General features: G+C 64.7%; 24 protein-coding genes and 1 CRISPR repeat array. Of the genes, 16 read left to right on the top strand and 8 right to left on the bottom strand.

Annotated elements, in window-relative coordinates; genetic code table 11:
• Position 1: 1 nt before the first annotated feature.
• Complete coding sequence (locus tag MTAI_RS13685; protein ID WP_223299549.1) at positions 2-1,261, bottom strand: DNA polymerase Y family protein; 1,260 nt, start codon at positions 1,259-1,261, stop codon at positions 2-4.
• Between the two features lie 196 nt (positions 1,262-1,457).
• The gene (locus MTAI_RS13680) at positions 1,458-2,687 is read right to left on the bottom strand and encodes an S-layer homology domain-containing protein (protein WP_027888976.1); all 1,230 of its coding nucleotides are present in this window, start codon (positions 2,685-2,687) and stop codon (positions 1,458-1,460) included.
• Positions 2,688-2,904: 217 nt separating this feature from the next.
• Here MTAI_RS13680 and MTAI_RS13675 point away from each other — a divergent pair, with 217 nt between their 5' ends.
• The 11 genes from MTAI_RS13675 (at position 2,905) to cas2e (ending at position 14,388) form a co-directional block, all read left to right on the top strand.
• Complete coding sequence (locus MTAI_RS13675) at positions 2,905-3,810, top strand: C40 family peptidase (RefSeq protein ID WP_027888977.1); 906 nt, start codon at positions 2,905-2,907, stop codon at positions 3,808-3,810.
• A gap of 455 nt (positions 3,811-4,265) precedes the next feature.
• Positions 4,266-5,273: a helix-turn-helix transcriptional regulator gene (locus MTAI_RS13670; protein WP_223299810.1), complete on the top strand. Its 1,008-nt coding sequence runs from the start codon at positions 4,266-4,268 to the stop codon at positions 5,271-5,273.
• Positions 5,270-7,993, top strand: a complete 2,724-nt coding sequence (locus tag MTAI_RS13665; protein WP_024050682.1) for a CRISPR-associated helicase/endonuclease Cas3 — start codon at positions 5,270-5,272, stop codon at positions 7,991-7,993. Before MTAI_RS13670 ends, MTAI_RS13665 begins: the two co-directional genes overlap by 4 nt.
• A complete protein-coding gene (gene casA, locus MTAI_RS13660; protein ID WP_024050681.1) occupies positions 7,980-9,530 on the top strand; it encodes a type I-E CRISPR-associated protein Cse1/CasA in 1,551 nt (516 codons plus the stop codon). Before MTAI_RS13665 ends, casA begins: the two co-directional genes overlap by 14 nt.
• The gene (casB, locus tag MTAI_RS13655) at positions 9,511-10,119 is read left to right on the top strand and encodes a type I-E CRISPR-associated protein Cse2/CasB (RefSeq protein WP_013015260.1); all 609 of its coding nucleotides are present in this window, start codon (positions 9,511-9,513) and stop codon (positions 10,117-10,119) included. The genes casA and casB overlap by 20 nt, the downstream gene beginning before the upstream one ends.
• 28 nt (positions 10,120-10,147) lie before the next feature.
• Positions 10,148-10,606, top strand: a complete 459-nt coding sequence (locus tag MTAI_RS13650; RefSeq protein WP_015586609.1) for a DUF2939 domain-containing protein — start codon at positions 10,148-10,150, stop codon at positions 10,604-10,606.
• A 9-nt stretch (positions 10,607-10,615) separates the two neighbouring features.
• Positions 10,616-11,788 carry a type I-E CRISPR-associated protein Cas7/Cse4/CasC gene (gene cas7e, locus MTAI_RS13645; RefSeq protein WP_013015258.1) on the top strand — a complete coding sequence of 391 codons (1,173 nt, stop codon included), beginning with the start codon at positions 10,616-10,618 and terminating at the stop codon, positions 11,786-11,788.
• Position 11,789: 1 nt separating this feature from the next.
• Positions 11,790-12,485, top strand: coding sequence for a type I-E CRISPR-associated protein Cas5/CasD (gene cas5e / locus MTAI_RS13640; protein ID WP_013015257.1), 696 nt, complete (start codon positions 11,790-11,792; stop codon positions 12,483-12,485).
• On the top strand, positions 12,460-13,092 hold the full coding sequence (gene cas6e, locus MTAI_RS13635) for a type I-E CRISPR-associated protein Cas6/Cse3/CasE (RefSeq protein WP_013015256.1): 633 nt from the start codon (positions 12,460-12,462) through the stop codon (positions 13,090-13,092). The genes cas5e and cas6e overlap by 26 nt, the downstream gene beginning before the upstream one ends.
• A gap of 2 nt (positions 13,093-13,094) precedes the next feature.
• Positions 13,095-14,054 carry a type I-E CRISPR-associated endonuclease Cas1e gene (gene cas1e / locus MTAI_RS13630; RefSeq protein ID WP_187388561.1) on the top strand — a complete coding sequence of 320 codons (960 nt, stop codon included), beginning with the start codon at positions 13,095-13,097 and terminating at the stop codon, positions 14,052-14,054.
• Positions 14,008-14,388 carry a type I-E CRISPR-associated endoribonuclease Cas2e gene (cas2e, locus tag MTAI_RS13625; protein ID WP_013015254.1) on the top strand — a complete coding sequence of 127 codons (381 nt, stop codon included), beginning with the start codon at positions 14,008-14,010 and terminating at the stop codon, positions 14,386-14,388. Before cas1e ends, cas2e begins: the two co-directional genes overlap by 47 nt.
• A gap of 20 nt (positions 14,389-14,408) precedes the next feature.
• A CRISPR array of direct repeats spans positions 14,409-17,189; the repeat unit is 29 nt; unit sequence GTATTCCCCGCACCCGCGGGGATGAACCG.
• A gap of 46 nt (positions 17,190-17,235) precedes the next feature.
• On the opposite strand, the gene MTAI_RS13620 is transcribed toward cas2e, so the two are convergent.
• A complete protein-coding gene (locus MTAI_RS13620; protein WP_187388560.1) occupies positions 17,236-17,472 on the bottom strand; it encodes a hypothetical protein in 237 nt (78 codons plus the stop codon).
• 280 nt (positions 17,473-17,752) lie between these two features.
• On the opposite strand from MTAI_RS13620, the gene MTAI_RS15370 reads away from it, so the two are divergent.
• From MTAI_RS15370 to MTAI_RS13610, 3 genes are all read left to right on the top strand, one after another.
• Complete coding sequence (locus MTAI_RS15370) at positions 17,753-18,406, top strand: transposase family protein (RefSeq protein WP_245453120.1); 654 nt, start codon at positions 17,753-17,755, stop codon at positions 18,404-18,406.
• A 76-nt stretch (positions 18,407-18,482) separates the two neighbouring features.
• A complete protein-coding gene (locus MTAI_RS15365; RefSeq protein WP_052488391.1) occupies positions 18,483-18,830 on the top strand; it encodes a hypothetical protein in 348 nt (115 codons plus the stop codon).
• Between the two features lie 101 nt (positions 18,831-18,931).
• The gene (locus MTAI_RS13610; RefSeq protein WP_187388559.1) at positions 18,932-20,113 is read left to right on the top strand and encodes an aminotransferase class I/II-fold pyridoxal phosphate-dependent enzyme; all 1,182 of its coding nucleotides are present in this window, start codon (positions 18,932-18,934) and stop codon (positions 20,111-20,113) included.
• Here MTAI_RS13610 and meaB read toward each other — a convergent pair.
• The 4 genes from meaB to MTAI_RS13590 all read right to left on the bottom strand — a co-directional run bounded on the left by meaB (position 20,084) and on the right by MTAI_RS13590 (position 22,760).
• Positions 20,084-21,010 (bottom strand): methylmalonyl Co-A mutase-associated GTPase MeaB, encoded by a 927-nt coding sequence (meaB, locus tag MTAI_RS13605; protein ID WP_027888980.1) that lies wholly within the window; start codon positions 21,008-21,010, stop codon positions 20,084-20,086. The two genes, MTAI_RS13610 and meaB, sit on opposite strands and share 30 nt — an antisense overlap.
• A 10-nt stretch (positions 21,011-21,020) precedes the next feature.
• Positions 21,021-21,398, bottom strand: coding sequence for a RidA family protein (locus MTAI_RS13600; protein WP_027888981.1), 378 nt, complete (start codon positions 21,396-21,398; stop codon positions 21,021-21,023).
• A 39-nt stretch (positions 21,399-21,437) separates the two neighbouring features.
• Positions 21,438-21,896, bottom strand: a complete 459-nt coding sequence (locus MTAI_RS13595) for a hypothetical protein (RefSeq protein ID WP_043983308.1) — start codon at positions 21,894-21,896, stop codon at positions 21,438-21,440.
• A 276-nt stretch (positions 21,897-22,172) separates the two neighbouring features.
• Complete coding sequence (locus MTAI_RS13590) at positions 22,173-22,760, bottom strand: GNAT family N-acetyltransferase (RefSeq protein WP_036197673.1); 588 nt, start codon at positions 22,758-22,760, stop codon at positions 22,173-22,175.
• 45 nt (positions 22,761-22,805) lie between these two features.
• Between MTAI_RS13590 and MTAI_RS13585 the strand changes: the two genes are divergently transcribed.
• Together MTAI_RS13585 and MTAI_RS13580 are read left to right on the top strand one after the other, a co-directional pair.
• A complete protein-coding gene (locus MTAI_RS13585; RefSeq protein WP_027888984.1) occupies positions 22,806-23,495 on the top strand; it encodes a sulfurtransferase in 690 nt (229 codons plus the stop codon).
• Positions 23,492-24,127, top strand: coding sequence for an MBL fold metallo-hydrolase (locus MTAI_RS13580; protein ID WP_027888985.1), 636 nt, complete (start codon positions 23,492-23,494; stop codon positions 24,125-24,127). The genes MTAI_RS13585 and MTAI_RS13580 overlap by 4 nt, the downstream gene beginning before the upstream one ends.
• Here MTAI_RS13580 and MTAI_RS13575 read toward each other — a convergent pair.
• Positions 24,104-25,162 (bottom strand): MFS transporter, encoded by a 1,059-nt coding sequence (locus MTAI_RS13575; RefSeq protein WP_027888986.1) that lies wholly within the window; start codon positions 25,160-25,162, stop codon positions 24,104-24,106. The two genes, MTAI_RS13580 and MTAI_RS13575, sit on opposite strands and share 24 nt — an antisense overlap.
• Positions 25,163-25,167: the final 5 nt, after the last annotated feature.

Raw genomic sequence — 25,167 nt, 5'->3', positions numbered from 1 at the left:
TTCAAATCTCCGGCAAGTCCAGGTCGGGGATGCGATTAAAGGCGATGCGGGTCACGGCGCTCTGCTCGGTGCGGTGCATACCGGCGAAGTAGAGGGCCTGGGGGCCGTACTTGCTGTTGGCCTTGTCCATGGCCTGGGCCAGCCGCACCAGTTTTTGCTCGGACTCAAACAGCGGCTCGCTAAGCTGGTCGCCGGAAATCAGGTTTCCCAGAACCACTCCTACCTTGAAAGGGGTGCCCTCGGGCTTCTGCTGCCAGAGCCCAAGGGCCACCCGCAACAGGGTCAGGGTGTCCTGGCTGGGCTGGATGCGGATATGGGCGTCCCATTTGCGCTTCTCACCCCCCTCCAGAAAGCGCACAAACAGGGCCAGCGAACCCGCCCAGTAGCCCTCGTGGCGCAGCCGGGCGGCGGCCCGGTGCACCAGCCGGGTGAGCACCGCGCGGGCCCCGGCCTCGCTACGGAATACCGGGGGCAGCACGTGCGAGTGGCCCAGGCTGCGCCGCCTTGTGGGGGCTTCGGGCAGGTCGGCGCCCCGCAGGCGGTGCCACCAGGCCAAACCGTGCACCCGGCTGCCCCAGACCTGGGCCAGTTGCAGCGCAGAAAGCCGGTAGAGCCCCTCCACGGTGGTTACCCCGTGCTTGAACAGGCGCCGCTCCATACCGGGGCCGATACCCGGCAGGTCGCGCAGTTGCAACGAGTAGAGCCGGTGGGGCAGGTCGGAAGGTTGTAGCAGGGTCAGGCCGTCGGGTTTGTGCATCTCGGCGGCCACCTTGGCTAAAAAGCGGTTGGGCCCCAGCCCCACCGAGCAGCGAAGCTCTTCCCCCACGCGCCGGTAGATGGCCGCTTTGACCTGCTGGCCCAGTTTAAGGGCGTTTTCCGGTTCCTTTTCCCGGCCCATCAGCTTGCAGACCAGCTCGTCGATCGAGAGCACCGCCTCGACGGGCAGCACGCTGTCCACGGCCTGCAGAATCTGATGATGAACGCGGATGTACTCTTTGGGGCGGGCCTCGATTAGCTCGAGCCCAGGGCACAACAGCCGGGCCTCCCGCACCAGCGTGCCGGTCTTGATGCCGTAGCGCTTGGCCTCGTAGCTGGCGGCAATGCAGCAGGTGGTCTCGGCCAGCATGGGCACCACCGCCACCGGCTTGCCGCGCAGCTCGGGCCGGAGTTGTTGCTCCACCGAGGCGAAGAAGGCGTTCATGTCCAGAAACAGGTAGTGGATGCCCATGCGAACCTCCAGGATGCGTCGGATGGTACACACCGAATGGGTTTCGGTGATTATGTATAATACATAATACAAGCCTCGTGTTTTTGCAAGATCAAATGCTCGGTGCCTGTGCGTGCCACAGAAAACCCGCTGGCGATGAACCATCCCAAAGCAGGCACCGGCGGCGCCCTCCTGGGTGCAAAAAAGCAAGAGCCCCCAGGTGGGGGCTCTTTTTACTCAAGGATGGGTGTTAGAAGTTCAGCTTCAAGCCGGCCCGTGCCCCCAGACCAAAGTTGCCGCCGCTCTCGAAGCGGGGGTTGCCTTCCACGAAGAGGCCGAGGGAGCCAGACAGGTTGATATCGAGCCCCACGGCGGCACTGCCGTAGATGGGGTCGGCCAGGGCGGGCAGGAAGCGGGCGCCCACGCCCAGGTAGGGGCTAACAAGTTCACTGCCGAAGTGACGCATCAGGTAGGCCTCGATTCCTAGGGCCTGGGTGCTGAGGTTGTAGTCCAGGCCGGCCCGCAAACCGAATCCCAGCAACGCCTCGCGCACCCCTACCATCCCGGTAAGGTTGATATTGCTGCTGTCAAAGATGCCCCCGCTGGGCTGAGGAACGATGCCCAGGGCCGCACCTACACCGAGGTAAAAATTGCGGGCCGGGGGTGCAGCGAGCGTGGGAGCTTCGGGGGGCCGCACCTCAGGCTGGGGTTGTGGTGCGGGTTGCTGGGTTTGCTGGCGCAGCTCGTTGACCTGGTTTTGCAGCGTGGTGACCTGGTTGCTCAGGCCGCGCACCTGCTCTTCCAGGGCAGCCACGCGGGCGGTGTCGGGGCGGTTGCGAATCTGCTCCTCCAGCGCGGCGATGCGGCGCTCGAGGGCTGCTACTTCCTGCGGAGCAGTGGGGGCGGCAGGGGCCTGGGCCAGCCGCTGGACTTGCTCCTCCAAGGCTGCGATGCGGGCCTGGAGTTCGGCCGGGGTGGGGCCTGCCGGTTGGGCCGGGGCCTGGGCCAGGCGCTGGACTTGTTGCTCGAGGGTCACCAGGCGCTGCTCGAGGGCCGCGGCTTGCTGGCTGGTCTCGATGGCCCGCTTAACCTCAGCCTCGAGCGCGGCCAGTTGGGCGGCCTGATCCTGGGTGGTGCGCTCGAGGGCCTCGAAGCGCTGCTGTAGCTGCTGAAGCTCGGGGGCTACCTCCTGGGCTCCCCGCTCTACCGCCAGACGGCACTCGGGCTGGGCGTTCTCGAGGCGGTTGGTCTGGTAGAGGCGGAAGAAAATCAGGGCGGCCTGGTAGCGGGTCAGGTTCTGGTCGCCACGGAAGGTGCCGTCGGGGAAACCCTCGATGAGGCCACACTGCACGGCAAACTCCACGGCCTGGCGGGCCCAGTGCCCGGCTGGAACATCCCGGAACTGGGTCTGGGCGTGGGCAAATGTGCCGAAAAATACGGCCAGTATGAACCCCAATAAGGTTACACGGCTTTTTCGCATATAAACCTCCTTTTGGGCTGTTGAAGCCTGATTAACTCGGCTTCGATTCCTACGCTACGCAGCCAGGGTGAGGGACTCTTATGGCTAGGCTTTAAACGAAATTGCGAACCTTATCACCCATTTCATGTTTACGATTTTCCGCCGGGCCTAAAGGCCAGCCTGCATTAACCGCTCATAAACGCAAGGCCGGGGGGGTTGAGCGTATACTTACCTTGTTATGCGCACAATTGCTGTGTTGCCCTGGCTGGTTGCGCTGGTGCTGGCCCAGAATGGGCCCACCTACACGGTGCAACGCGGCGACACCCTGTACTCCATTGCCAAACGCCACGAGACCACCGTGGAAATCCTGATGCGGCTCAACGGCCTGAGCGAGGCCACCCTGAGCGTAGGGCAGGTGCTGCAGCTGCCGGCCCGTACCATACAACACACTGTTCAGCGGGGGGATACGCTTTTTTCCATCGCCCGGCGCTACGGCTCCACGGTGCAGGCTATTCAGCGGGAAAACGGCCTCGAGGGCACCAATCTTTCACCCGGCCAGGTGCTCCGGATTCCCCAGGCAGGAGCGGTGGCCCCTAGCAACCCACCTGCCTCGACACCCAACCCGCCCCCAGCCAACCCCAGCCCCACCCCGCCCGCGGGCGCTTCGGCCAGTCTGACGAACCCGACCCCGCTGCCCAACCCCACCCCGCCTGCGCCCGACCCCGCCCCACAGCCCCAGCCCGCCGACACCGACTACGACCCCACCCACCCCCTGATCCTGGTGGTGCTCAAATACCTGGGGCTGCCTTATGTGTTTGGGGCCAGCTCCGACCGTGCGGTGGACTGTTCGGCGTTTGTACAGCAGGTCTTTGCCGAAGTGGGCATCAGACTGCCCCGTACCAGCCGCGAACAGTGGGAAGCCTTCAGCACCGTGCAGGGTGCGATGCGCCAGGGCGACCTGGTGTTCTTCAGCTTTGGAGGCCGCCAAATTGACCACGTGGGCATCTACCTGGGCCGGGGCGTGTTCGCCCACGCCAACAGCTACGGCAGCCGGGTGGTAATCGAAAGCCTGGACAGCCCTTTCTATAAGCGGGTTTATCGCGGGGCCAAGCGGGTGGAGGCCCTGCAAGCTGTACATCCCTAGTAACGCCATCAATAAAGTCGGCTTGGGTTCAGGCCCAAGCGGTAGGGGTTTGTTCGCTTGTCAAAGATTCGAGACAGGCTCTGTCACGCTCGGGGCCCACACTGGCGGGCGTGGAAAACAAACGAGGCATTCATAAAAAGGTATCCGGTTGGTTGAAGAAAGGAATCCTGCTGCTGGTGCTGATGAGCTTGGCCCTACAGACAGGCACCCCTGGGAATAGGCCGGGCCATTGGGTTGTAGACGGTGGCCCCAAATGTTGTGGGGGCGGGTAGTCCAGGTAACCCTCACCTCGCGACGGCGCTTCCCATGAGGAAAAATCTGGTAAAGATTAGCACGATTCGATCAAGTTTTATGAGCGAACTAGAAGCTTTTCTGACAATCTGGACGAGACCTGGACGCCAGCACCTAGACTTGCAGGTAGGTAAAGCCATATGGGTCAGCCACGCCGAGAAAGTGTGGATTACAAAAAGGCGCTGCGCTTAGTGGAGGCCCGCGACCTGCTGGCGGTCAGGCCCTACACGGCCGGTGAGCTGGCCCAGGTACTGGGGGTTCATAAGCGCACGGCCCTGCGCTACCTGCTCGAGGACTTGCAGGCAGTGGAGGTGGGCAAGGTGGGGCGTTCTCCCCAGTATCAGCTGTTGCAAAGCTACGAGCTGAGCCCGGTGGAGGCGCTGGTGACCCACAGCGCCCTGCGGATGCTCTACCACCACACCCCCGGCTACGAGCCAACCTATCTTTCGGCCCTCAAAAAGCTGGCCCGGCGGCTGCCCTCCCCGGCCCAGGAGCTGGCGCTCAAGAGCACCGAAGACCTCGAGCGCCGCACCCTGCAGCACCGTGATGAAGGGCAGGCCATGGCCGTGGTGGCCGAGGCCTGGTTCAAGCGCCAGCGCATCGAGTTCGACTACCTCAAGCCCGGTGGCTCGGGTAGGCCGCGCAAAAATGTGCTCGAGGTCTACTTCCTCGAGGTGGCCCGCACCAACCTGGGGATGTATGTGATCGGGCTCGAGCGCGGCTACCACCAGGCTTTGCGCACCTACAAGCTGAGCCGGATGCGCCGGGTGCGGGCGGTGGGAGAGCCGGGGGCCTACACCATCCCACCGGACTTCGACCCCCGCCACTACCTCTCCAATGCCTGGGGGGTGGTGGGCAGCAGCGGCGGCGTGCCGGTGGAAGTCCGGCTTCGCTTCCGCCCCGAGGCCGCCTACCGCATCCTGGAAGGCGGCTACCCCAACCTGCGTATTGCCTCGAGGCTTCCCGACGGGGGCCTCGAGGTTTGCATTACCGTGGGCACCAACAACGACAACTTCCCCCTGGAGCTTCTGTCCTGGGTGCAGAGCTGGGGGCCTCGGGTGGAGGTGTTGGAACCGGCTAGCCTGCGGCAGCGGTGGCTTTTGGAGGCGCGGCAGGTGCTGGAAGAGTATGCCAGGGGGTTCGAAGGGATGAAGGGGAAGGTGGGTTCATGAGGCTTTCGGAGTCAGCCAGGAGGCTGTGGGCCAAAAGCGACCGGGGCCGGGAGCAGGGCGCCTGGCATCCGCTCATTGCACACTTGCTGGACGTGGCGGCCTGCGCCGAGGCGATCCTCGAGCGCGAGCCCCCCAAGACCCTCGAGCTTTACGCCCACGATCTAAGCCTGGAGCCCCAGCAAGCCAAAGCCTGGGTTTGCGCCCTGGCGGGCTTGCACGATATCGGCAAGGCCAGCCCAGCCTTCCAGCAGAAGTGGCTCGAGGGCAAGGAACGGCTCTGGGCCACGGGGCTCACCTGGTCAAGCGACCCAACGCCGCCGCCCGACGACCTTTCCCACAGCATCATCAGCGAGGCGGTGCTGCCCGAACTACTCGAGGCCAGGGGGTGGAAATACCGGGCCGCCCAGAATGTCGCAGCGGCGGTGGGGGAGCACCACGGCTTCCGGGCAACAAGGGGCGATCTGGACAAAGCAACAACCCGTGAGAAAGGCAACGCGAACTGGGACGAGGTGCGCCGCGAGCTATTCGAAGCGGTGCTCGAGGTGCTGGGGGTGGGGGAGGCTCCCAAAGTTAAGCTCTATGGGGGTGCGGCTTTCGAGCGCCTGGCGGGCCTTACCAGCTTTGCCGACTGGATTGGCTCGAGCCTCGACTTTCACCCCCTCGGCGACGATCTGGCCGGGTATTACCGGGAGGCCAAGGTGCGGGCCACGCAAAAGCTTGATGGCATCGGCTGGTTTCAGCGCAAAACCCTGATGCCCGAGCCGCAAAGCCTGGAAGAGGTCTTTGCCTATCTGGGTAGCCCCGAAGCGCCGTTCAGGGCCCGCCCACTGCAAGCTGCCATCGAGCGCCTCCTGGAGGGCGTGGATCGCCCCGCCCTGTTGCTGGTGGAGGCCCCCATGGGCGAAGGCAAGACCGAGGCGGCCTTCTACGCCCACCTGCGCCTGCAAGCCGCCAACGGCCACCGGGGGATGTACGTGGCCCTGCCCACCCAGGCCACCGGCAACCTGATGTTCGAGCGGGCCAAGGCCTTTCTGGATCGCTGGGGGCAGTCCTGCAGGCTCGACCTGCAACTCTTGCACGGGGCCAGCGAGCTGGTGGAGGCCTACCAGGAGATACGCGTGCGCCCCAACAGCCCTGAAGAGCGTGAAGAAGGAGTCGAGGCCCAGATCTGGTTCTCTCACCGCAAGCGCGGCCTGCTCTCGGAGTACGCTGTGGGTACGGTAGATCAGGCGCTTTTGGGCATCCTGCCCACCAAGCACCAGTTCGTGCGGCTGTGGGGCCTGGGCAACCGGGTGGTGGTGCTGGACGAGGTGCACGCCTACGACACCTACACCAGCGGCCTTATCGAGTCGCTGGTGCGCTGGCTTAGGGCGCTGGATTCATCGGTCGTGCTGATGAGCGCGACCCTGCCCAGGGCCAAGCGGGAAAATCTGCTCAGGGCGTTTGGGGCCGAGAAGATAACCGAGGACAAGCCATACCCCCGCATTACCCGTGTCGTAAAGGACAACCCCATGCCCGTGGTGGAGACCTTTGAGGCGCGCAAACAGCCCACCCTGCGGCTACGGGCCTTGCCGCTCGGCCTCGAGGCCATCGCCGAGCAGGCGCTCGAGCAGGCCCGCCGGGGCGGCTGTGTGGCCTGTATTGTCAACACCGTGCAGCGGGCACAGGAGCTGTACCGGGCTTTGGCGGGCAATTCGGATGGGGTGGAGGTATACCTGTTTCATGCCCGCTATCCGCTCGAGGAGCGCTTAAATCGCGAGCAGCTTGTTCTAGATAAGTTTGGTAAGCAAGGGCAGCGCCCTAAAAGAGCCATCCTGGTTGCCACCCAGGTGGTTGAACAATCGCTCGACCTCGACTTTGATGTGATGTTCACCGACCTGGCCCCGGTGGATCTGGTTTTGCAGCGCGCAGGGCGGCTGCACCGCCACGCCCGCAGCGCGGAGGAGCGGCATTCCCACACCGAACCGGTGTTGTGGGTGGCGGGTTTGGAGTGCGAAGGGGTGCCCGACTTCGGTACGGCCGAACGCATCTACGAGCGCTACGTTCTGCTGCGGAGCTGGCTGGCCCTGCGCAACCGCACCCAGATCGAGCTTCCGGGCGATATCGACCGCCTGGTGCAGGAGGTTTACAGCGACCCTATGCCCCAGGGGCTTCCGGAAGCGTGGAGGAGGGCCCTTGAGGAAGCCCAGGCCCGCATGGAAAAAAGGGACGCCCGAGATCAGGACGAGGCCTTCTACGCGCCTTTTGGCGACCCCGATGAAACCGGCTGGCTCGAGCCCCGGGACTTCACCAGGCTGCCCGACGACGAGCCCAACCCCGACGACGACCCCAGCCTGCTCAAAACCCGCAAAGGCCCCCCCAGCGCCACGGTGGTGCTGCTGCACAAGGTGGGCGGGCAGCTCTGCCTCGATGCGGGCGGGAAGGAGGGGGTGAGCCTGGCCAGCCAGCTCGAGCTGGCCCAGGCCAGGCGCATCTTTGCCCGCTCGGTCAAGCTCAGCCGGTATGAGCTGGTGCAAAACAACCTTAAGGCCCTGGAGGCCCATCGGAAAGCCCACGGCCTGCCCGCCAAGCCCTGGAGTGAAACCCCCCTATTGGCCCATGCCCATCCGGTGGTGCTCGAGGGAGGGTGCGCGGTGCTGGGGGAACTTGTGCTCGAGCTTCACCCCGAGCTTGGGGTGGTTTACAGGAAGCAACAGGAGGTAAGCTTTGCCCACGTTTAATCTAATAACCCAGCCCTGGATTCCCGTACGAACGGGAAACGAGCTTTTGCTTGTGAGCCTCGAGCAGGCCCTGCTCGAGGCCCGCGAGTTCGAGCGCATCGAAGACCCCAGCCCGCTGGTGACGGCGGCCTTGCACCGCTTGCTGCTGGCGGTGCTGCACCGGGCGCTGGAGGGCCCCGCCGATGCCTACGAGGCGGCCGAGTGGTTCGAAGAGGGGTTCGATCGCGGAAAGATTCAGACCTATCTGAGTAAGTACCGGGATCGCTTCGACCTGTTCCACCCCGAGCGGCCCTTCTACCAGGTGCCCGACTTCAGTCTCGAGCGCTCCTGCCGCTCCTGGACGGTGCTGGCCCCCGAACTCAACTCCGACAACAACAAGGTGCTCTTCGACCACACCGTCACCTCGAGGCCCCGCCCCCTCCTGCCCGCCGAGGCCGCCCGGCTGTTGGTGGCCAACCAGACCTTTGCCCTTTCTGCAGGCAAGAGCGTGCTGTGCCACACCGCCACGGCGCCGGTCGCGACGGCGGCTCTGGCGCTGGTGCTGGGCGACAACCTCCACCAGACGCTGTGCCTGAACCTAGTGGCCTATCCCAAAAGGGAGCACGAGCACGATTTCGCCACCTGGGAGCAGGAGCCCCTGAAGGTTGCCGACCTGGCGGACTGCGAGCGGGCCAGGGCCAGCGCCAAGGGCATCGTGCACCGCTACACCTGGCTCGCGCGCGCGGTGCGCCTGCACCCTGAGGAGGAAGATGGTCAGACTATCGTACGCTGGATCGCCTACGCCTCGGGGGTTCGCTACGAGGAGAGCCAGGTTCGGCGCGACCCGATGGTGGCGTTTCGCCCTGACCCCAAAGACCCCACCAGAGAGCGCCCCCTCGGCTTTAGCGAGGGCCGGGCCTTGTGGCGCGACTTTGCCGCTTTGCTGCCCAAGCCCGGCTCGGCCCAGGGGCTGGCCGTGGCCGACCATGCCCGCAACGTTTACCGCGCCCTGGGCCGCCATTTCAGGCAGCGGGGCCTCCCCGTGATGGTGGCGGGTCAGGCCAGTGATCAGGCCAAGGTCGAACTCTGGCGGGGGGAGATATACCGCCTGCCCGAGGCCATTTTGGGCGAGACCGACCTGCGCGCTTTTGTCGAGCAATGCCTGAACGAAGCCGAAGTGATGGGAGAGGTTTTGAATGGGGCTGCTCGAGCCCTGGCCGCCGGGTTGCTGTCCATGGGGGATCGCAAGCCCCATAAAGACGACGTGAGCAAGCTGGCCCGGAGCTTTCCTCACCAGGTGGCTTACTGGTCGGCGCTCGAGGGCCATTTCGCCGATTGGATAAGCCAGCTCGGCCCCGATTTCGAAAAGCAGCAGGCTCGGCTCGAGCGGGCCTGGCGCGAGATTCTCCAGCGCGAGGCCCTGCAGGCCTGGCGGCTTGCTGCTTTGGCCGCGGGGGACGATGCCCGGGCTTTGCGGGCCGTTCACAAGGGCGAGGGCATTTTGCTGGCCCATATCTACAAACAAAAGGAGGTAGTGGGTGCAAAAGGAAGTCAGTAGAGAACAGGCTTTTGTACGGTACCTGCGCCAGCGCAGCACGCCAGCCGACCTGGCACGGATGCGCCGCGGCCTGGATGCGCCGGGAGCGGAGGTGGTTCCGCTGGTTGAGGGGTTCCTGGGGCGCATCCAGGACGAGCACGAAGATCGCTGGGAGCGGATTTGTTATTACCTGGTGGCCGGTTTGTGGGCCAGCACGGTCTCTTCATCGGAGCTGGAGCAGTTTCGCAAAGATGAAGAGGAGCCTGAGGTGGGCCAGAACAATGAAGGAGGCGTGAATAAAGGCTACCGCCGCACGCTGGGTCACGCCATTGCACAGCTTTACCTTGCGCGCGACCAGTCCAAAAGCATCGAGCAGCGCTTTATCGCCCTGCTGGATGCCGATGAAGAGCAGTTGCCCTACCGCCTGCGCCAGATGGTGCAGCTTATTGAGAGCCAGGACGACATCCGCATCTACTGGTCGGAACTCCTGCGCGACCTGCTGGCCTGGAACCGTGAGCGCAAGCCAGTGCAACAGAAATGGGCCAGGGCTTTCTACCGTACCGTTGCTAAGGAAGAGACCATCTCCATGGAGGGTGAAGATGCGCAGTAAACAGTGGTTGTGGGTAGCGATTGCGGCTATGGTGCTGGGGTTCGCTTATTTTTGGTTCTCCCCCTACCTTGCCCTTCGCGGGTTGCAGCGGGCCATAGCAACCAACAACGCTTCGGCCGTTTCAAGATATGTGGACTTTCCCAGGGTGCGGGAAAGCCTGAAATCCGATCTCAACCGCGCGTTTATGCGAGAAGTTGAGAAAGACACCACGGGCTTCGGGGCGCTGGCCCTGGCTTTTGTGGGGCCGATGGTCGACCGGGTTATAGATGCTTACGTCACGCCTGAAGGGCTTGCCAGCGTTGGTACGGGAGAGGAGCCGGGGCAGGCCGATACACAAAATGTGACCCACTGGCGCATCAAGCGCCGCGGTCTCTCCGAAGCGTTTATTCACGCTAAAGATAACCCCAACGAAGGCCTGGTCATGGAACGCCAGGGCCTGGGGTGGAAGGTTGTTCGGCTACAGATCGATCTCAATCTATCGCAATAGGAGAAAAACATGAAACACCTGCTCGAGATTCACATCCTGCAAAACTTCGCCCCCTCCAACCTCAACCGCGACGACACTGGCTCTCCCAAGGATGCCATTTTTGGTGGCTACCGCCGCGGGCGCATCAGCAGCCAGTGCCTCAAGCGGGCTGCACGGGAGTATGTGCGCGACCACCCCAATGGCCTGCCCCAGGAGGCGCTGGCTTTACGCACCAAGCGGCTGGTTCAGGCATTGGTAGATCAGCTCGAGGCCAGGGGCAGGGGCAAGGAGGAAGCCCGGCAGAAGGTGGAGCAAGCCCTGGGCGGTATGGGCCTGAGGGTTGATGCAGAGGGCAAAACCCAGTACCTGCTGTTTTTGGGCAGGCAAGAGGTAGCCAGGATCGCTGACCTCATCGACCAGCACTGGGATGGCCTGGTGGCCCCCCAGGCCGAGGAAGAGGGGGGTAAAAAGAAAACCAAAGATGCCAAGAAAGCTGCCAGGGAAGCCGTCCCCGACGAAATCAAAAAAGCCCTGGGCAGTGTGTTAGATGGCGGCAAGGCCCTGGACGTGGCCCTGTTCGGGCGCATGCTGGCCGACCTCCCCGAGAAGAACCAGGACGCCGCCTGCCAGGTGGCCCATGCCCTTTCCACCCACGCCGTGGAGCGCGAGTTCGACTTCTACACCGCTGTGGACGACCTCAAGCCCGATGACAATGCGGGGGCCGACATGATCGGTACGGTGGAGTTCAACTCGGCCTGCTTTTACCGCTATGTTGCGCTCGACCTCGAGAAGCTCCGTGCGAACCTCCAGAACGATACCGAGCTGATGCTCCGGGGCCTCGAGGCCTTCCTGCGGGCGATAGTCAAAGCCAAGCCCAGCGGCAAGCAGAACTCCTTTGCGGCCCACAACGACCCCGAGTATGTGCTGTTCACGGTGCGTCAGGAAGCCGACCCGCGCAACCTGGCCAACGCCTTCGAGAAGCCGGTGCGCCCAAGCCGGGAAAAAAGCCTCACCGAGGCCTCGGTGGAGCGGCTCGAGGCCAGGTGGCAAAAGCTCTCCGCCGCCTACGGGCAGGATGGAGCGGCCTGGGTGCTCAACCTCACCGATGCCCAGAGCCAGATCGGCACGCCCGTGGGAAGCCTGGACGAACTGGTGCAAAGCACAATGAAAGCTGTCAGGGCCAACCTTGGGCTGGAGGTCTGAGATGCCCACCCTGCTGTTGCGCCTGGCGGGCCCCATGCAGTCCTGGGGCACCAAAAGCCGCTTTGACGAGCGAGACACCGACCTCACCCCCTCCAAAAGCGGGGTGATCGGCTTGCTGTGTGCGGCTATGGGCATAGACCGCGAAGAGCGGGCGCCTGTGCTCGAGCTGGCGCGTTTGCGGATGGGGGTGCGCGTCGACCAGCCGGGGGTGCTGCGCTACGACTACCAGACCGCCCAGAACGTGATCGCCGCCGATGAGTCCAAGGTGCACCCCACCACCACATCCCGGCGCTACTACCTGGCCGATGCGGTTTTCCTGGTGGGGCTCGAGGGGGAAGACCAACGCCTCCTGGAGCGCGCGCACCGGGCGCTGAAGAACCCCTCCTGGCCGCTATTTCTGGGTAGAAAGGGCTACCTGCCCAGCCCAGGGGTGTATCTCGAGGACGGCCTGCGCGAGGAGCCTTTGCAGGAAGCCCTCAAGTACCGCTACCTCGGGCGCGATTGGCCGAAGGACGAAGAGGGGAAGGATTGCGAGTCGGTCAGGTGCCTGGTCATGCTGGAAAACTGGGGCTCGAGCGAAGGTTCGCTGCGCATGGATCAGCCGCTGGGCTCCTTTGCGGAACGCCGCTTTGGGGCCCGTTTTGTGGTTCCTCATTGGGTGGAGGTGAAGCGTGTACCTGAGCCGACTCCAGCTTGATCCCCGCTCTAAGCAGGCCCGCACCGACCTGGCCAGCCCCTATGAGCTGCACGCCACCCTGTGCCATGCCTTTGCCGGGCCCAATCAGACCCCAGCGCGCTTTTTGTGGCGGGCTGAGGTAGGAAAAATCCCCATTGTGCTGGTGCAGAGTGCCGGGATGCCGGACTGGGAAAAATTGGTCCAGCGTTTCCCCGGCTACTTTGCCCAGCCCCCAGCCTCCAAACCCATCCCCCTCGAGCACCTCCAGCCTGCCCAGGTGCTGCGCTTTCGCCTACGTGCTAACCCTACTGTGACCAAAAAAGATCCCAACAATCCTGATAGCAAAAAGCGCAAGCGCCACGGTTTGAAAACCCTCGAAGAGCAGCTCGAGTGGCTGCATCGCCAGGGAGCCAAAGGGGGCTTCTCGGTGCTGGGCGCGATGGTGGTTCAGAGCGAGCGGGTGCGCATGTACAAACACGACGGCTCCGGCCCGATTGTGCTTCAGTCGGTGCTGTACGAGGGGCATCTGAAGATCACCGACCTCGAGGCCTTCAAACACACCCTGGCTGCTGGCCTGGGCCACGCCAAAGCCCTGGGTTTTGGCCTGCTCTCCATCGCAAAGGTCTAGCCATGAAGTACGAGACCCGCAACCTCCAGGAACTCCCCAAATTCCGCGATGGGCTCTCGTACCTTTACCTGGAACATGGCCGCCTCGAGCAGCAAGACCAGGCGGTGGCCTACTACAGCCAGGAAGGGGTGGTGGCCATCCCGGCGGCGGCGCTGGGGGTGCTGATGCTGGGCCCTGGCACCTCCATCACCCACGCCGCTATACGCCAGCTAGCCAACAACGGCTGTTCAGTGTTCTGGGTGGGTGAGGAGATGGTGCGCTTCTATGCCAGCGGGATGGGGGAGACCCGCTCCAGCGCCAACCTGATGCGCCAGGTGCGGGCCTGGGCCGACCCCGAGGCCCACCTCGAGGTGGTCAAGCGCCTCTACCGGCTGCGCTTTCCCGAGCCGCTGTCGCCCGAGCTTTCCCTTGAGCAAATCCGGGGCCGGAAGGGGTGCGGGTGCGCGAGATACGCCCGCTGGAGCCGCGAGACCGGCGTGGAGTGGAAGGGCCGCAACTACCAGCGGGGCAACTGGGCCGCCGCCGACCCCATCAACCGCGCCATCTCCGCCGGGGCAGCCTGCCTGTATGGCCTGGCCCACGCCGCCATCCTCTCGGCGGGCTACAGCCCGGCCCTGGGCTTCATCCACACCGGTAAGCAGCTTTCCTTCGTTTACGACGTGGCCGATATCTACAAGGCCGAAACCCTCATACCCACCGCCTTCCGAGTGGTCGCCGAGTCGGACGTGGGCGTCGAACGCCGCGTGCGCCACACCCTGCGCGAACAGCTTAAGGAGGTCAAGCTCCTGGAGCGCATCGTCTCCGACCTGCATAGCCTCTTCGATGCCCTCGAGACCCCCGACCCCTACGCTGCCGACCCCGCAGCACCGGGCGATCTATGGGATCCCGACGGCCCGGTTCCAGGTGGGATAGCCTATGGTAGTGATCGTCCTGGAGAAGGTACCCAAGACCCTGAGGGGTGAGCTCTCGCGCTGGATGCTCGAGGTGAGTACCGGTGTGTTTGTGGGCAGCGTTTCGGCGCTGGTGCGCGACCTGCTCTGGGAAAAGTGCGTCGCCAAAAAAACTGCTGGACGCTGCTGCCTGCTCTACCGCACCAACAACGAACAGGGCTTTGCCATCCGAACCCATGGCGACACCACCCGCACCCTCGTAGACTTTGACGGCCTGACCCTGGTGGCCGTGAAGAATGCCGAGTGGGAGCGTATGCACCAAAAGCGAAGTAGAAAAGCCAAACCAGGGGTGAATCTTGACAATCAGACTCGGGATTCTGACACTTCCGGGGGCTCGAGCGGCTAGTTTTGCTGTTAGAATCAAGTGTATTCCCCGCACCCGCGGGGATGAACCGGTCAACCACCACCACTTTGAGTGCGTAGTTACCGTATTCCCCGCACCCGCGGGGATGAACCGCGCACTGGGGCTATACCGCCAAGGAGGCCTCCGTATTCCCCGCACCCGCGGGGATGAACCGAGAAAAGCCCTAAATCAGGGGCGGTTGCAGCCGTATTCCCCGCACCCGCGGGGATGAACCGGCAAACCTGGCAGTAGGAACCATCGAGCACATGTATTCCCCGCACCCGCGGGGATGAACCGGGTGTTAATACCTCGCCTCTTCATTGTCTCAAGTATTCCCCGCACCCGCGGGGATGAACCGAACGTCGTGGTGCAGATGTCGGGCGGCAAGGAGTATTCCCCGCACCCGCGGGGATGAACCGAGCAACCCAGGACAGGAATATGACATTAGACCGTATTCCCCGCACCCGCGGGGATGAACCGTGGGGTTGCGGTGCGCTACATCCCCCCTGCTGCGTATTCCCCGCACCCGCGGGGATGAACCGGCTGAAGCGGACGGCTGAAGCGGACGGCTAAGTATTCCCCGCACCCGCGGGGATGAACCGTGATGAACTGCTCTCGCCCCTGGATAATCTTCGTATTCCCCGCACCCGCGGGGATGAACCGCCGTCAAAGCCAACCCCGAGGTAGTCCAGGCCGTATTCCCCGCACCCGCGGGGATGAACCGCCCGCCTGCGCCAGGACGGAACCCTGGAGCCGTATTCCCCGCACCCGCGGGGATGAACCGAGGAGTACCTGCCCGCAGCGCTGGCCCTCGGGCGTATTCCCCGCACCCGCGGGGATGAACCGAGCGCAACAGTACCGCTCGGGTTCCCTGCATCGTATTCCCCGCACCCGCGGGGATGAACCGCGCCTATCGCTATGCTGAGGACATCCTGCATGAGTATTCCCCGCACCCGCGGGGATGAACCGAACACCTCCCGGCAGTGCCCTGCCTGCGGGCGTATTCCCCGCACCCGCGGGGATGAACCTATTGCAAAAATCCTTGGGGAGAGCGGCCAGGGGTATTCCCCGCACCCGCGGGGATGAACCGCTGGGAAAAGGCGCGGAGCTTCCTCTTCCCCAGTATTCCCCGCACCCGCGGGGATGAACCGCTGTCGGTTAGCTCCTGAAGCGACAAAACCCCGTATTCCCCGCACCCGCGGGGATGAACCGGAGGAGAACATGCTAAACTGGAACGAAACCGTGTATTCCCCGCACCCGCGGGGATGAACCGTTTCGGGTCAGGGGCCAGATTACCCCCCAGCCGTATTCCCCGCACCCGCGGGGATGAACCGCGGCTGGGGCCAGTGCGTGCGAGGGGTACGCGGTATTCCCCGCACCCGCGGGGATGAACCGGTCGAACGGCTTGATGGTCCCCCCGAGCGGATGTATTCCCCGCACCCGCGGGGATGAACCGGCCCTATGGCGGCCCCGCCCCCTACGCCTACCCGTATTCCCCGCACCCGCGGGGATGAACCGCTGAGGACGCAACCTTTGAGGAAATCCCCAGCGCGTATTCCCCGCACCCGCGGGGATGAACCGACCTGATGGCCGCGCTGGAAGAACTACGAGCCGTATTCCCCGCACCCGCGGGGATGAACCGAGGCAGAGGCAGAGGCGGTGGGCTCTGAGGAGCGTATTCCCCGCACCCGCGGGGATGAACCGATATTGACCGCCCGCAGGGGCAGAGGGGAGGGGTATTCCCCGCACCCGCGGGGATGAACCGCCGCCCTCGAGGCCGCCATCATGCAGGCCATGCGTATTCCCCGCACCCGCGGGGATGAACCGGAGCGCTTCCGCTACACCCCCTGCCCTGAACTGTATTCCCCGCACCCGCGGGGATGAACCGCATCTCTTGATCTAACAGCTTAGCTTTCACGGAGTATTCCCCGCACCCGCGGGGATGAACCAGCCGGGGTGGTGCCCATGCTACCCCCTGCGGCGTATTCCCCGCACCCGCGGGGATGAACCGGCGGTAATGGATGGTGGTTCGGCTAGGGGATAGTATTCCCCGCACCCGCGGGGATGAACCGTGCCGCACGCAGGCCCGGAAGACCTCAGCCCGTATTCCCCGCACCCGCGGGGATGAACCGGCGAGCGTCCCCACCGGACGGCAGCGCGGAGGGTATTCCCCGCACCCGCGGGGATGAACCGGGCCACCAGATTGCTCATAAAGGCGCGCAGCGTATTCCCCGCACCCGCGGGGATGAACCGAGCATCAGCGCTTCCCCTCTCCCAGCCGATACGTATTCCCCGCACCCGCGGGGATGAACCGGGAATCCCGCTTAGATCACCTCCGGCGGCCTGGTATTCCCCGCACCCGCGGGGATGAACCGTTCCTGGAAGGCCCGCTTGACCGCGCGGGTCAGGTATTCCCCGCACCCGCGGGGATGAACCGTTGTCCGTACTTTTGATCCTGATACTCTCTCTGTATTCCCCGCACCCGCGGGGATGAACCGGTCTACGGGAGCTTCCTCGTCTACTGAGATCTCGTATTCCCCGCACCCGCGGGGATGAACCGCGCGGACAGTCCCATGGTTATTGCGTGATGAGCGTATTCCCCGCACCCGCGGGGATGAACCGGCTACAGTAGCCAGAGTATTCACCGCCTCCAGGTATTCCCCGCACCCGCGGGGATGAACCGCGAAGGATTGGAAAACGTGCCGGTTGAAGTGGGTATTCCCCGCACCCGCGGGGATGAACCGGGCCTTCGCCCAGCTCGAATACCGTCAAGGTGTATTCCCCGCACCCGCGGGGATGAACCGTTGGCCCCGATTGGGGTCAGGGTATGGGTTGGCGAGATTGGCTCGATTATACGGGATTTTTTTCTGCTGCGCGGCTTTCGGCAACCGTCTTTTGCCACGCATCCCGAAGCCAGTCCTCGGGGGTCAGCATCCGCACTGTACTCAGCAAATCCCAGTCGTTATTTTGGCGGGCAATTTCCACCATTTGCGGCCAGAGCCGCTCAAAGTCCTCGCGGGTATAGCGGCCTTCTCGGTACAAGATGTACATTTCGTCGTACAGTTCGGATATCGGGTGGGGAGCCATAACTACCTCAAGCTGTTCAGAAACCAGTCTTCGGGTTCAACATACGCACCGCATTAAGTGCCTCGTAATCTCCGCCAGAAGCCTCGATTGGTTACAGCCAGAGCTGCTCAAACTCTTCCTGTGTATAACAGCCATCGTGCCAAGATGGTGGTCGTTCAGGTTTGCGACGGCTGGCTTGTTAGTTGTCACGTAAACTCCCGGGCAGTCCCTACATTATAGCAAACTAGGAGGGCTCGAAGCTCCTGAGCTGCGCACAGGCAGGCTTTTATCATAAGAGCCTATGAATCCCACACAGATACCCAGCCCCTTGCCATACCTGGCGGAGATACCCGATCCGAGGGAATATCTGAAGACCGAGCATGAATGGGAAAACCTGATGCTGATCAGTCTGATGGCCCTGGGCAGCGGTCGGACAAATATCCTAGCCATCGCCCACTGGATCAGGGATCAGGAGAAGTACCTGCTGAACACCCTGAAGCTACGCAACCGCTTCGGGCAACGCAAACTGCCCGCCCAGGCCACGATGTATCGCTTCTTCTGGTTCCTGGATGGGCAGTTGGCAGCCTTGCAGGAGGCCATGCTGGCCTGGGCCCAGGATGTGCTGCGGGCGCTGGGCCGGGAAGAGCCGCTGGCCATAGCCACCGATGGCAAACACCTGCGAGGTACCCGGCGGGGCCGCAAGGGTGAGGCGGCTTTGGTCTTCCTCTCCACCTTGGTGCAGGGATTGGGGCTGAGCCTGGGTAGCACAGCGGTTACGACCAGCGAGGCCAAGGCAGCCGAGGGTTGGTTGGTGCGGATGAGCGACCTGGGGGTGGACTGGCTGATTACGGGGGATGCTGGGGTGATGAGCCCGACCCTGGCCCAGCAGGTGGTGGCGCAAAAGGGGGCTACCTCTTCACGGTCAAGAGTAACCAGAAAGACCTGCAGCAGCTGATAGCCTGGGCCCTGGACACATACCCACCCCACCCGGCTGAGCAGTACCAGCACCACGAGGTGCGGAGCGGTCAGTTGTGGATCTGGACACTGAGCATCGCCCCCATGCCTCCCAGCGTCAGTGGCTTTGCCGGTTCCACGTCAGCGAGGAGACCGACGATGCCATCACCTCGCTGGATCGCACCCCTCAGGGTTTCTATGCCCTTTGGCGCGGGCACTGGCAGGTAGAGAACCGCCTGCACCACCCCCGCGATACCGTCTTTGGTGAAGACGCTTCCCGCAGTCGCAAGGGGGCCGCTGGGTTGATGTATTTCCGTGATGTGCTCATCAACCTTTTACATCTCCACAACCTATCCCCACTGCGCTCCATTCGCTACTTCTCTGCCAACCCCAACGAACTCTACCGGTTGTTGTGCCCTTCGTGATAAAAGCCTAGCGCACAGGCGCACAGGCGTATTGCTAGGCCGCCGGGTGTTTGGAAAACCACTCGAGTTACCACTGAGCGGTTTGCGGTATGGTAGACCATATGTTTCGCTCGAGCCGCACTCCCACCGGTGGAGGGGTTTTTCTGGAGATGGACAGGGCCAAGGCCGAGGCCCGCGCCCAGGGCCTCGAGGTGGTGGATCTCTCGATTGGGGCGTCCGACCTGCCCCCGCCCCCAGAGGCCCTGGAGGCCCTCAAACAGGCCATAGACGACCCCTCGAGCTACGGCTACTGCCTCAAGTCGGGCACCCTGCCCTTCCTCGAGGCCGCCACCGAGTGGTACTTCCGGCGCTACGGGGTGCGGCTCGACCCCCGGCGCGAGGCCCTGAGCCTGATCGGCTCGCAGGAGGGGCTGGCCCATCTGCTGATGGCTGTGGCCGACCCCGGCGATGTCCTGCTGATGTGCGATGTGGCCTACCCCTCCTATTTCGGAGCGGCCAAGGTGGCGGGCCTCGAGGTTCACCTGATGCCCCTGGGCGAGCACCTGCTGCCCGAGCTGGGGGCGGTGCCGGAGGCGGTGGCCCGGCGGGCCAGGGCGCTCTTGCTCAACTACCCCAACAACCCCACCGCGGCTTTGGCCTCGGAGGAATTTTTTGCCGAGGCCCTCGAGTTCTGCCGGCGCTACGACCTGCTCCTCATCCACGACAACCCCTACCTCGACCAGGCCCTGAAACCCACCCCCTCGCCCCTGGCCTTACCGGGGGGACGGGAGCGGGTGGTGGAGCTTTTTAGTTTTTCCAAAAGCTACCACCTGGCCGGTTTCCGGCTGGGTTTTGCCCTGGGCAACGCCGAGGCCATCGCCAGCCTGGAGGCCCTCAAGGCCCCCATCGACTTCAACCAGTACCTGGGCATCCAGCGCATGGGGGTGGCCGCCTTGTCCATACCCCAAGAGCGCCTGCAGGCCGACGCCCAGACCTGGGCCCGCCGCCGGGCAGCCATGGTGGAGGCCCTGGCCCAGCAGGGCTGGGCGGTGCCGCTGCCCGAGGCCGGGATGTATCTGTGGGCCCGGCTGCCTTCCAGCCTGTCCCTGGACGACCTGGCCTTTGCCAAGGCCCTGGTGGCCCAGACCGGGGTGGCCCTTGCGCCGGGGCGGGCCTTTGGGCCGGGAGGGGTGGGGTATGTGCGCTTTGCCCTGGTGCAGCCCGAGGCGGTGCTGCGCCGGGCGGCTCAGCGGATAGGGGCCTTTATGCGCAGCCTAGACCTGGATGCCCAGGGGCCCGCTTAGCAGCTGTAGGGCGGCCTCCTCGGGGGTGAGCTCGCCCCGGGCCACCCGGGCGATGAGGGCCTGGCCCTCGCGGGTTCTGCGGCGGCCCCACTCCTGGATTACGCTCTCCACCTCGAAGCGGGCGCGCTCGAGGCGGTCGGCCTCGAGCAGGTTGTGCGCTTGCAGGTGCTGGTAATGGGCCTCGAGGGCCTCGAAGAGCTCCGGAACCCCCTCGGCCTTGGGGGCGATGGCGGTGAGTACGGGCGGCTTCCAGCCCGCCGGGCGGGGGGCGGCCAGCTCCAGGGTGGTTTTTAGCTCCTGCACGATGCGCTCGCCACCCGGCAGGTCGAACTTGTTGACCACGAACACGTCGGCAATCTCCATCACCCCGGCTTTGAAGGCCTGCACCGCGTCGCCGGCGGCCGGGGTCAGGATCAGCACGGTGGTGTCGGCCACGCGGGCGATGTCCACCTCGCTCTGCCCCACCCCCACCGTTTCCACGAAGATGCGCTCGAAGCCAAAGGCCTCCAGAAGGGCCAGGCTGGCCACGGTGGCCCCGGCCAGCCCGCCCAAGGCCCCCCGGCTGGCCAGCGAGCGGATGTAGACCTGCGGATCCTGGTGGTGGCGCATCATGCGGATGCGGTCGCCCAGGATGGCCCCCCCGGTGAAGGGACTGCTGGGGTCCACCGCCAGCACCGCCACCCGCTCGCCCCGCCTTCGGGCCTCCTCGATCAGGCGGTCGGTGAGGGTGCTTTTGCCGGCCCCGGGGCTGCCGGTCAGGCCCACCACCTTGGCCTGGCCGCGCCCGCGCAGTTGCCGCAGCAGGGCCTGCCCCTCGGGGTAGCCCGACTCCACCAGGGTGATGGCCCGGGCCAGCGCCCGCACGTCCTGGGCCAGAAAGCGTTCGTAGAGATTCATGGGCGGGCCTTTAGAGAAGGGCGATGCAGGCGACCTCCACCTTCACGTCGCGGGGCAGGCGGGCTACCTGCACGGTGGCCCGGGCCGGGAAGGGCTCGCGCACGTACTCGGCATACACCTTGTTGAAGGCCGGAAAGTCGTTCATATCGGCCAGGTAGCAGGTGGTCTGCACGATCTTCTCAAAAGAGCTTCCGGCGGCCTCGAGCACCGCCCCTAAGTTTTTCATCACCTGATGGGTCTGGGCCTCCACATCCCCCGCAACCAGCTCACCGGAAGGGGTGAGGGGAATCTGGCCTGAGCAAAACACCATCCCGCCGGCCACGATGGCCTGGCTGTAGGGGCCGATGGCCTGAGGGGCTTGATCGGTTTGCACGCGCTGCTGACTCATACCCACAGCTTATACCACAAGCCGGGCGGGTCAGTGGCGCTAAAGGCCCCGCTCGGCCCGGGCAGTGGGGGCGGGTGGGGGGGCGATGGTGGCGTTGGTCGGCTGTGTGTGGAGGCCCAGGTGGGCCAGGGGGGCGTTGGACTCGAGGTCGGCGGCCATCACCAGATAGTCCACGTCGGCCAGGGTCCATAGCTGCACCCCGTGGGCCTGGGCCAGCTCGCCGAACGAAGCGCCCTGGGGCTGGTCGAGCAGAATTAGCACCACGCCTTCGGCCTGGTGGGTTCGCTTGGCGCTCAGTGCGTCTTGCAAGGCGCTGTCCAGACCGGAAAGGTGGGAGAATGCCTGGAAGACATACCGGGTTCCTAGGGGCGATCGGGCCAGAAGATGGTTCTGGTCGGGGGTTGGCGAGGCCACCCAGAGGGGGCATCGATTCAGAAGGCCCGCCACGAAGCGCAAAAACGGCCTCGGCTCAATGCGAATGGCATCCGATCCTGGCATAAACAACCCGTATACCCATCATGCTATAGGCCGCGCTTATAAAGCAAGTGAAAGGAAGGCCCAGGAAAATTCAGGCAGCCCTTGGGCTTTGCCTCATCTTTTCCTCATGCAAAGGACGGGCCTGTGGATAACTCTGTGGATAACCCGGTCTGGCCTGTGGATAACTCTGTGGGTATCTGGGTGTTTCCCAGCGGAGGGTATAGGTTTTATTCGTTTGGGACGGGATATTATTCAAAAACCCGAATGTGAAACGGTTGCCAATTCATGCGGTTTGCATTAGAGCTGCTTCATCCAGAAGACCATGGGCTTGGGGGTTTCCTGGGGCTGGCCGAGGTCGCGCCAGGTGAACTGGCAGACCAGATCGGGGCGCTTGGTGAACCCCCGCCGCTGCCAGAAGGCATCCAGCGGCACGTAATCGGCCGGCTTGAGGGGGTGCTCGGCGGGGCGCTCGACGGCGCAGAAGGTGGCCCGGCGGTAGCCGAGCTCGAGGGCCCGGGCCTCCCGGTGCTGAAAAAAGGCCACCCCCAGCCCCCGGCCCCGGTAGGCCGGCTCCAGCACCGATTCTCCGAAGTAGTACCAGTCCTGGGGATCCAGCCCGGCCTGTATGAAGGGCTCCTGGAACTCGGCCTCGGCCTGGGCGAGGGGCAGGGCGGTGGAGGCCCCCACCACCCGCTCGCCGTCCCGCACCACCACCAGGGTGCTCTCGGGAAGATTGAGAAACTTGGCCAGGTAGTGCGTCTCATACTCGAGGCTCCCCTCGTAGAGATAGGGCCACTCCCGAAACACCGCCATGCGCAGGCGGGCCAGCTCGGGGATGAAGGGGGCCAGCTCGGAACCGGAGAAAACATCCACGCGCAGGTTCATCTTTATCAGCATAAACAGGGGGTGCGCCCGGTACAATCTGAAAGGATGATTATCTCTGCTGATCCCCCCGCCCACGCCTTGCTGATCGACAGCCGTTCCCCGGCCGAGTACGCCCAGGGCCACCTCGAGGGGGCCATTAACCTCGACCTGTCGGGCTTCCGAGGGCGCTTGCGCAGCCAGGAAGAGCTGGAGCAGCTCGAGCAAGCCCTGGCCGAGCTCAACGGCCGCATCGGGGCGGGCCCCCACCGCCCGGTGGTGGTCTACGATATGGGGCTCAACACCCGCCTGAGCAAAACCGCTTTTATGCTGGCTTTGGGGGGCCTCGAGGTCTACCTGTGGCCGCAGGGATGGGAGCCCTGGGCCACCCAGCAGGCCCCGGCCCAGCCGGTGGCCGGTGAACCCTGGGCCCGGCTCAACCGCGGGATCCTGCTCACTGCCGACGAGATCCTGGCGGGGCTGCCCTATCCTTTGCTGGACGTGCGCGAGCCCCACGAGTTTGCCACCGCCCGGATCCCAGGGGCCAAAAACATCCCGCTGGGAGCCTTCGGCCCCGACAACGCCGGGGCCCTGGGTCTTCTGCCCGGCCAGGTGGTAGGGGTGCACTGCCGCAGTGGGGCCCGCAGCGCCAGCGCCTTCTGGCTGCTGCGGCAGCAGGGGGTAGAGGCCCGCAACTACCTGGGCAGCATGCTGGAGTGGGAGGCCGAGGCCGACCTGCCGGTGGAGCGTTCCTTATGAAGGTATACGCTCTCAGTGTAGGCCCCTTGCAGGAAAACACCTATCTGCTGATGGCCGAAAACGGGCGGGGGGTCATCGTAGACCCCGGCGACGAGCCCGGGCGCATTCTGGCCGAGGTGCGGCGGGTGGGGCTGAACCCCGAGGCCATCCTGCTGACCCATGCCCATTTCGACCACGTGGGGGCGGTGGCCCCGCTGGTAGAAGCTTTGCACCTACCGGTCTATCTGCACCCGGCCGACCTGCCGCTCTACCGCAGCGCCGCTTTGAGCGCGGCCCGCTGGGGGCTCTCCATTCCCCAGCCGCCCGAGCCCGTCGAGCCCCTGGCCGAAGGGCAGACCCTGGACTTTGGCCTGGGCCTAAAGGTGCTGTTTTTGCCCGGCCACGCCCCGGGACACGTGGGCTTCTACCGGCCCGGCCACCTGCTGAGCGGGGATGTGCTCTTCCGGGGGGGCATTGGCCGCTACGACCTGCCGGGCAGCGACCCCCAGGCCTTGTGGGCCTCGCTCCAGCGGATCGCCCAGCTGCCGCCCGAGACGGTGGTCTACCCCGGGCACGGCCCCACCACCACCATCGCCCATGAGCGGGCCAGCAACCCCTATCTAGCGGACCTAGCGCAGCCCCCGCCCGGCTAAAAACACCGCCAGCAGCGAGACCCCCAGGGCCACCTCGAGGCCCCACAAGGGGCTTTGCCCAATGAAGGGTGGATACACCAGGCCTGCCACCGTCCCACCCAGGTAGAACGCCGCTACGTAGGTGCCGCTCACCCCACTCCCGCCCCGCCCCGAGGCCCCACCGGCGATGGCCTGGGCGGTGAAGATACCCGCCATCATCGCCACAAAACCTATCAGTATCCACAGGGGCTGGTCGGGCAGCTGGAGCAGCAGGCCCAGGGTGACCACGCCAAAGGCCAGCCGGAAGGCCCGCACCTCACCCAGCCACCGCACCAGCGCGCCGGCCAGGGCACTGCCGGGAATACCGGCCAGATAGGCGAAAAAAATCCCCCCAATCTGGGCCTGCGATAGCCCCAGGGCCTCGAGGCGGTAGGGCAGCAGGTTGGCTACAAAAAAGTTCAGAAACAGCAGAATAAAGCCCAGGGTGTACAGGGGCCAGGCCCGCAGGGTGTACTGGGGTGCGGGCAGGGCCAGGTGATCGCGGGTGCGCAGCACCACCCAGGCGATGACCGCCACCGGAAGGGCCAGCAAGACCATGGCCCAGCGCTCACCAAACCACTCGGCAAACAGCCCCCCCAGCCCCCGCCCCAGGCCCCCGCCCAGCACATTGCCGGCCACCCAGAACCCGGCCATCTGGGTATGCCTGCGGGGATACAGCCGGGGTAACAGGGCCAGTGAAAGCCCTGGAACTGCCGCCGCGAAGGCCCCCTGCAGGCTTCGGCAGAGCGTCCAGACCTCCAGGCTGGGTGCCAGCCCGGCCAGCACACCAAATAAACCCACCCCCAGCAGCCCACCGCCCATCACCAGGCCCGCTGGCAGGCGGAGGCGCGGTACCAGCGGTGAGAGCAACACCAGCAGCACAAAGGGCAGGCTGATGCCCAGGTGGGCGCTGCCGGGCGGGGTACCAAACAGGCGTTCCAGGCCGGGGAGCATGGGCACCACCGCGTACAGCGCTACGTAGAGCAGCGCACCCGATGGAATCAGGGCCCAGGCCACGCCTA

This window comes from Meiothermus taiwanensis WR-220 (genome assembly GCF_003568585.1).
GTDB lineage: Bacteria > Deinococcota > Deinococci > Deinococcales > Thermaceae > Meiothermus > Meiothermus taiwanensis.
This window is presented reverse-complemented; position numbering and strand designations above follow the sequence as displayed.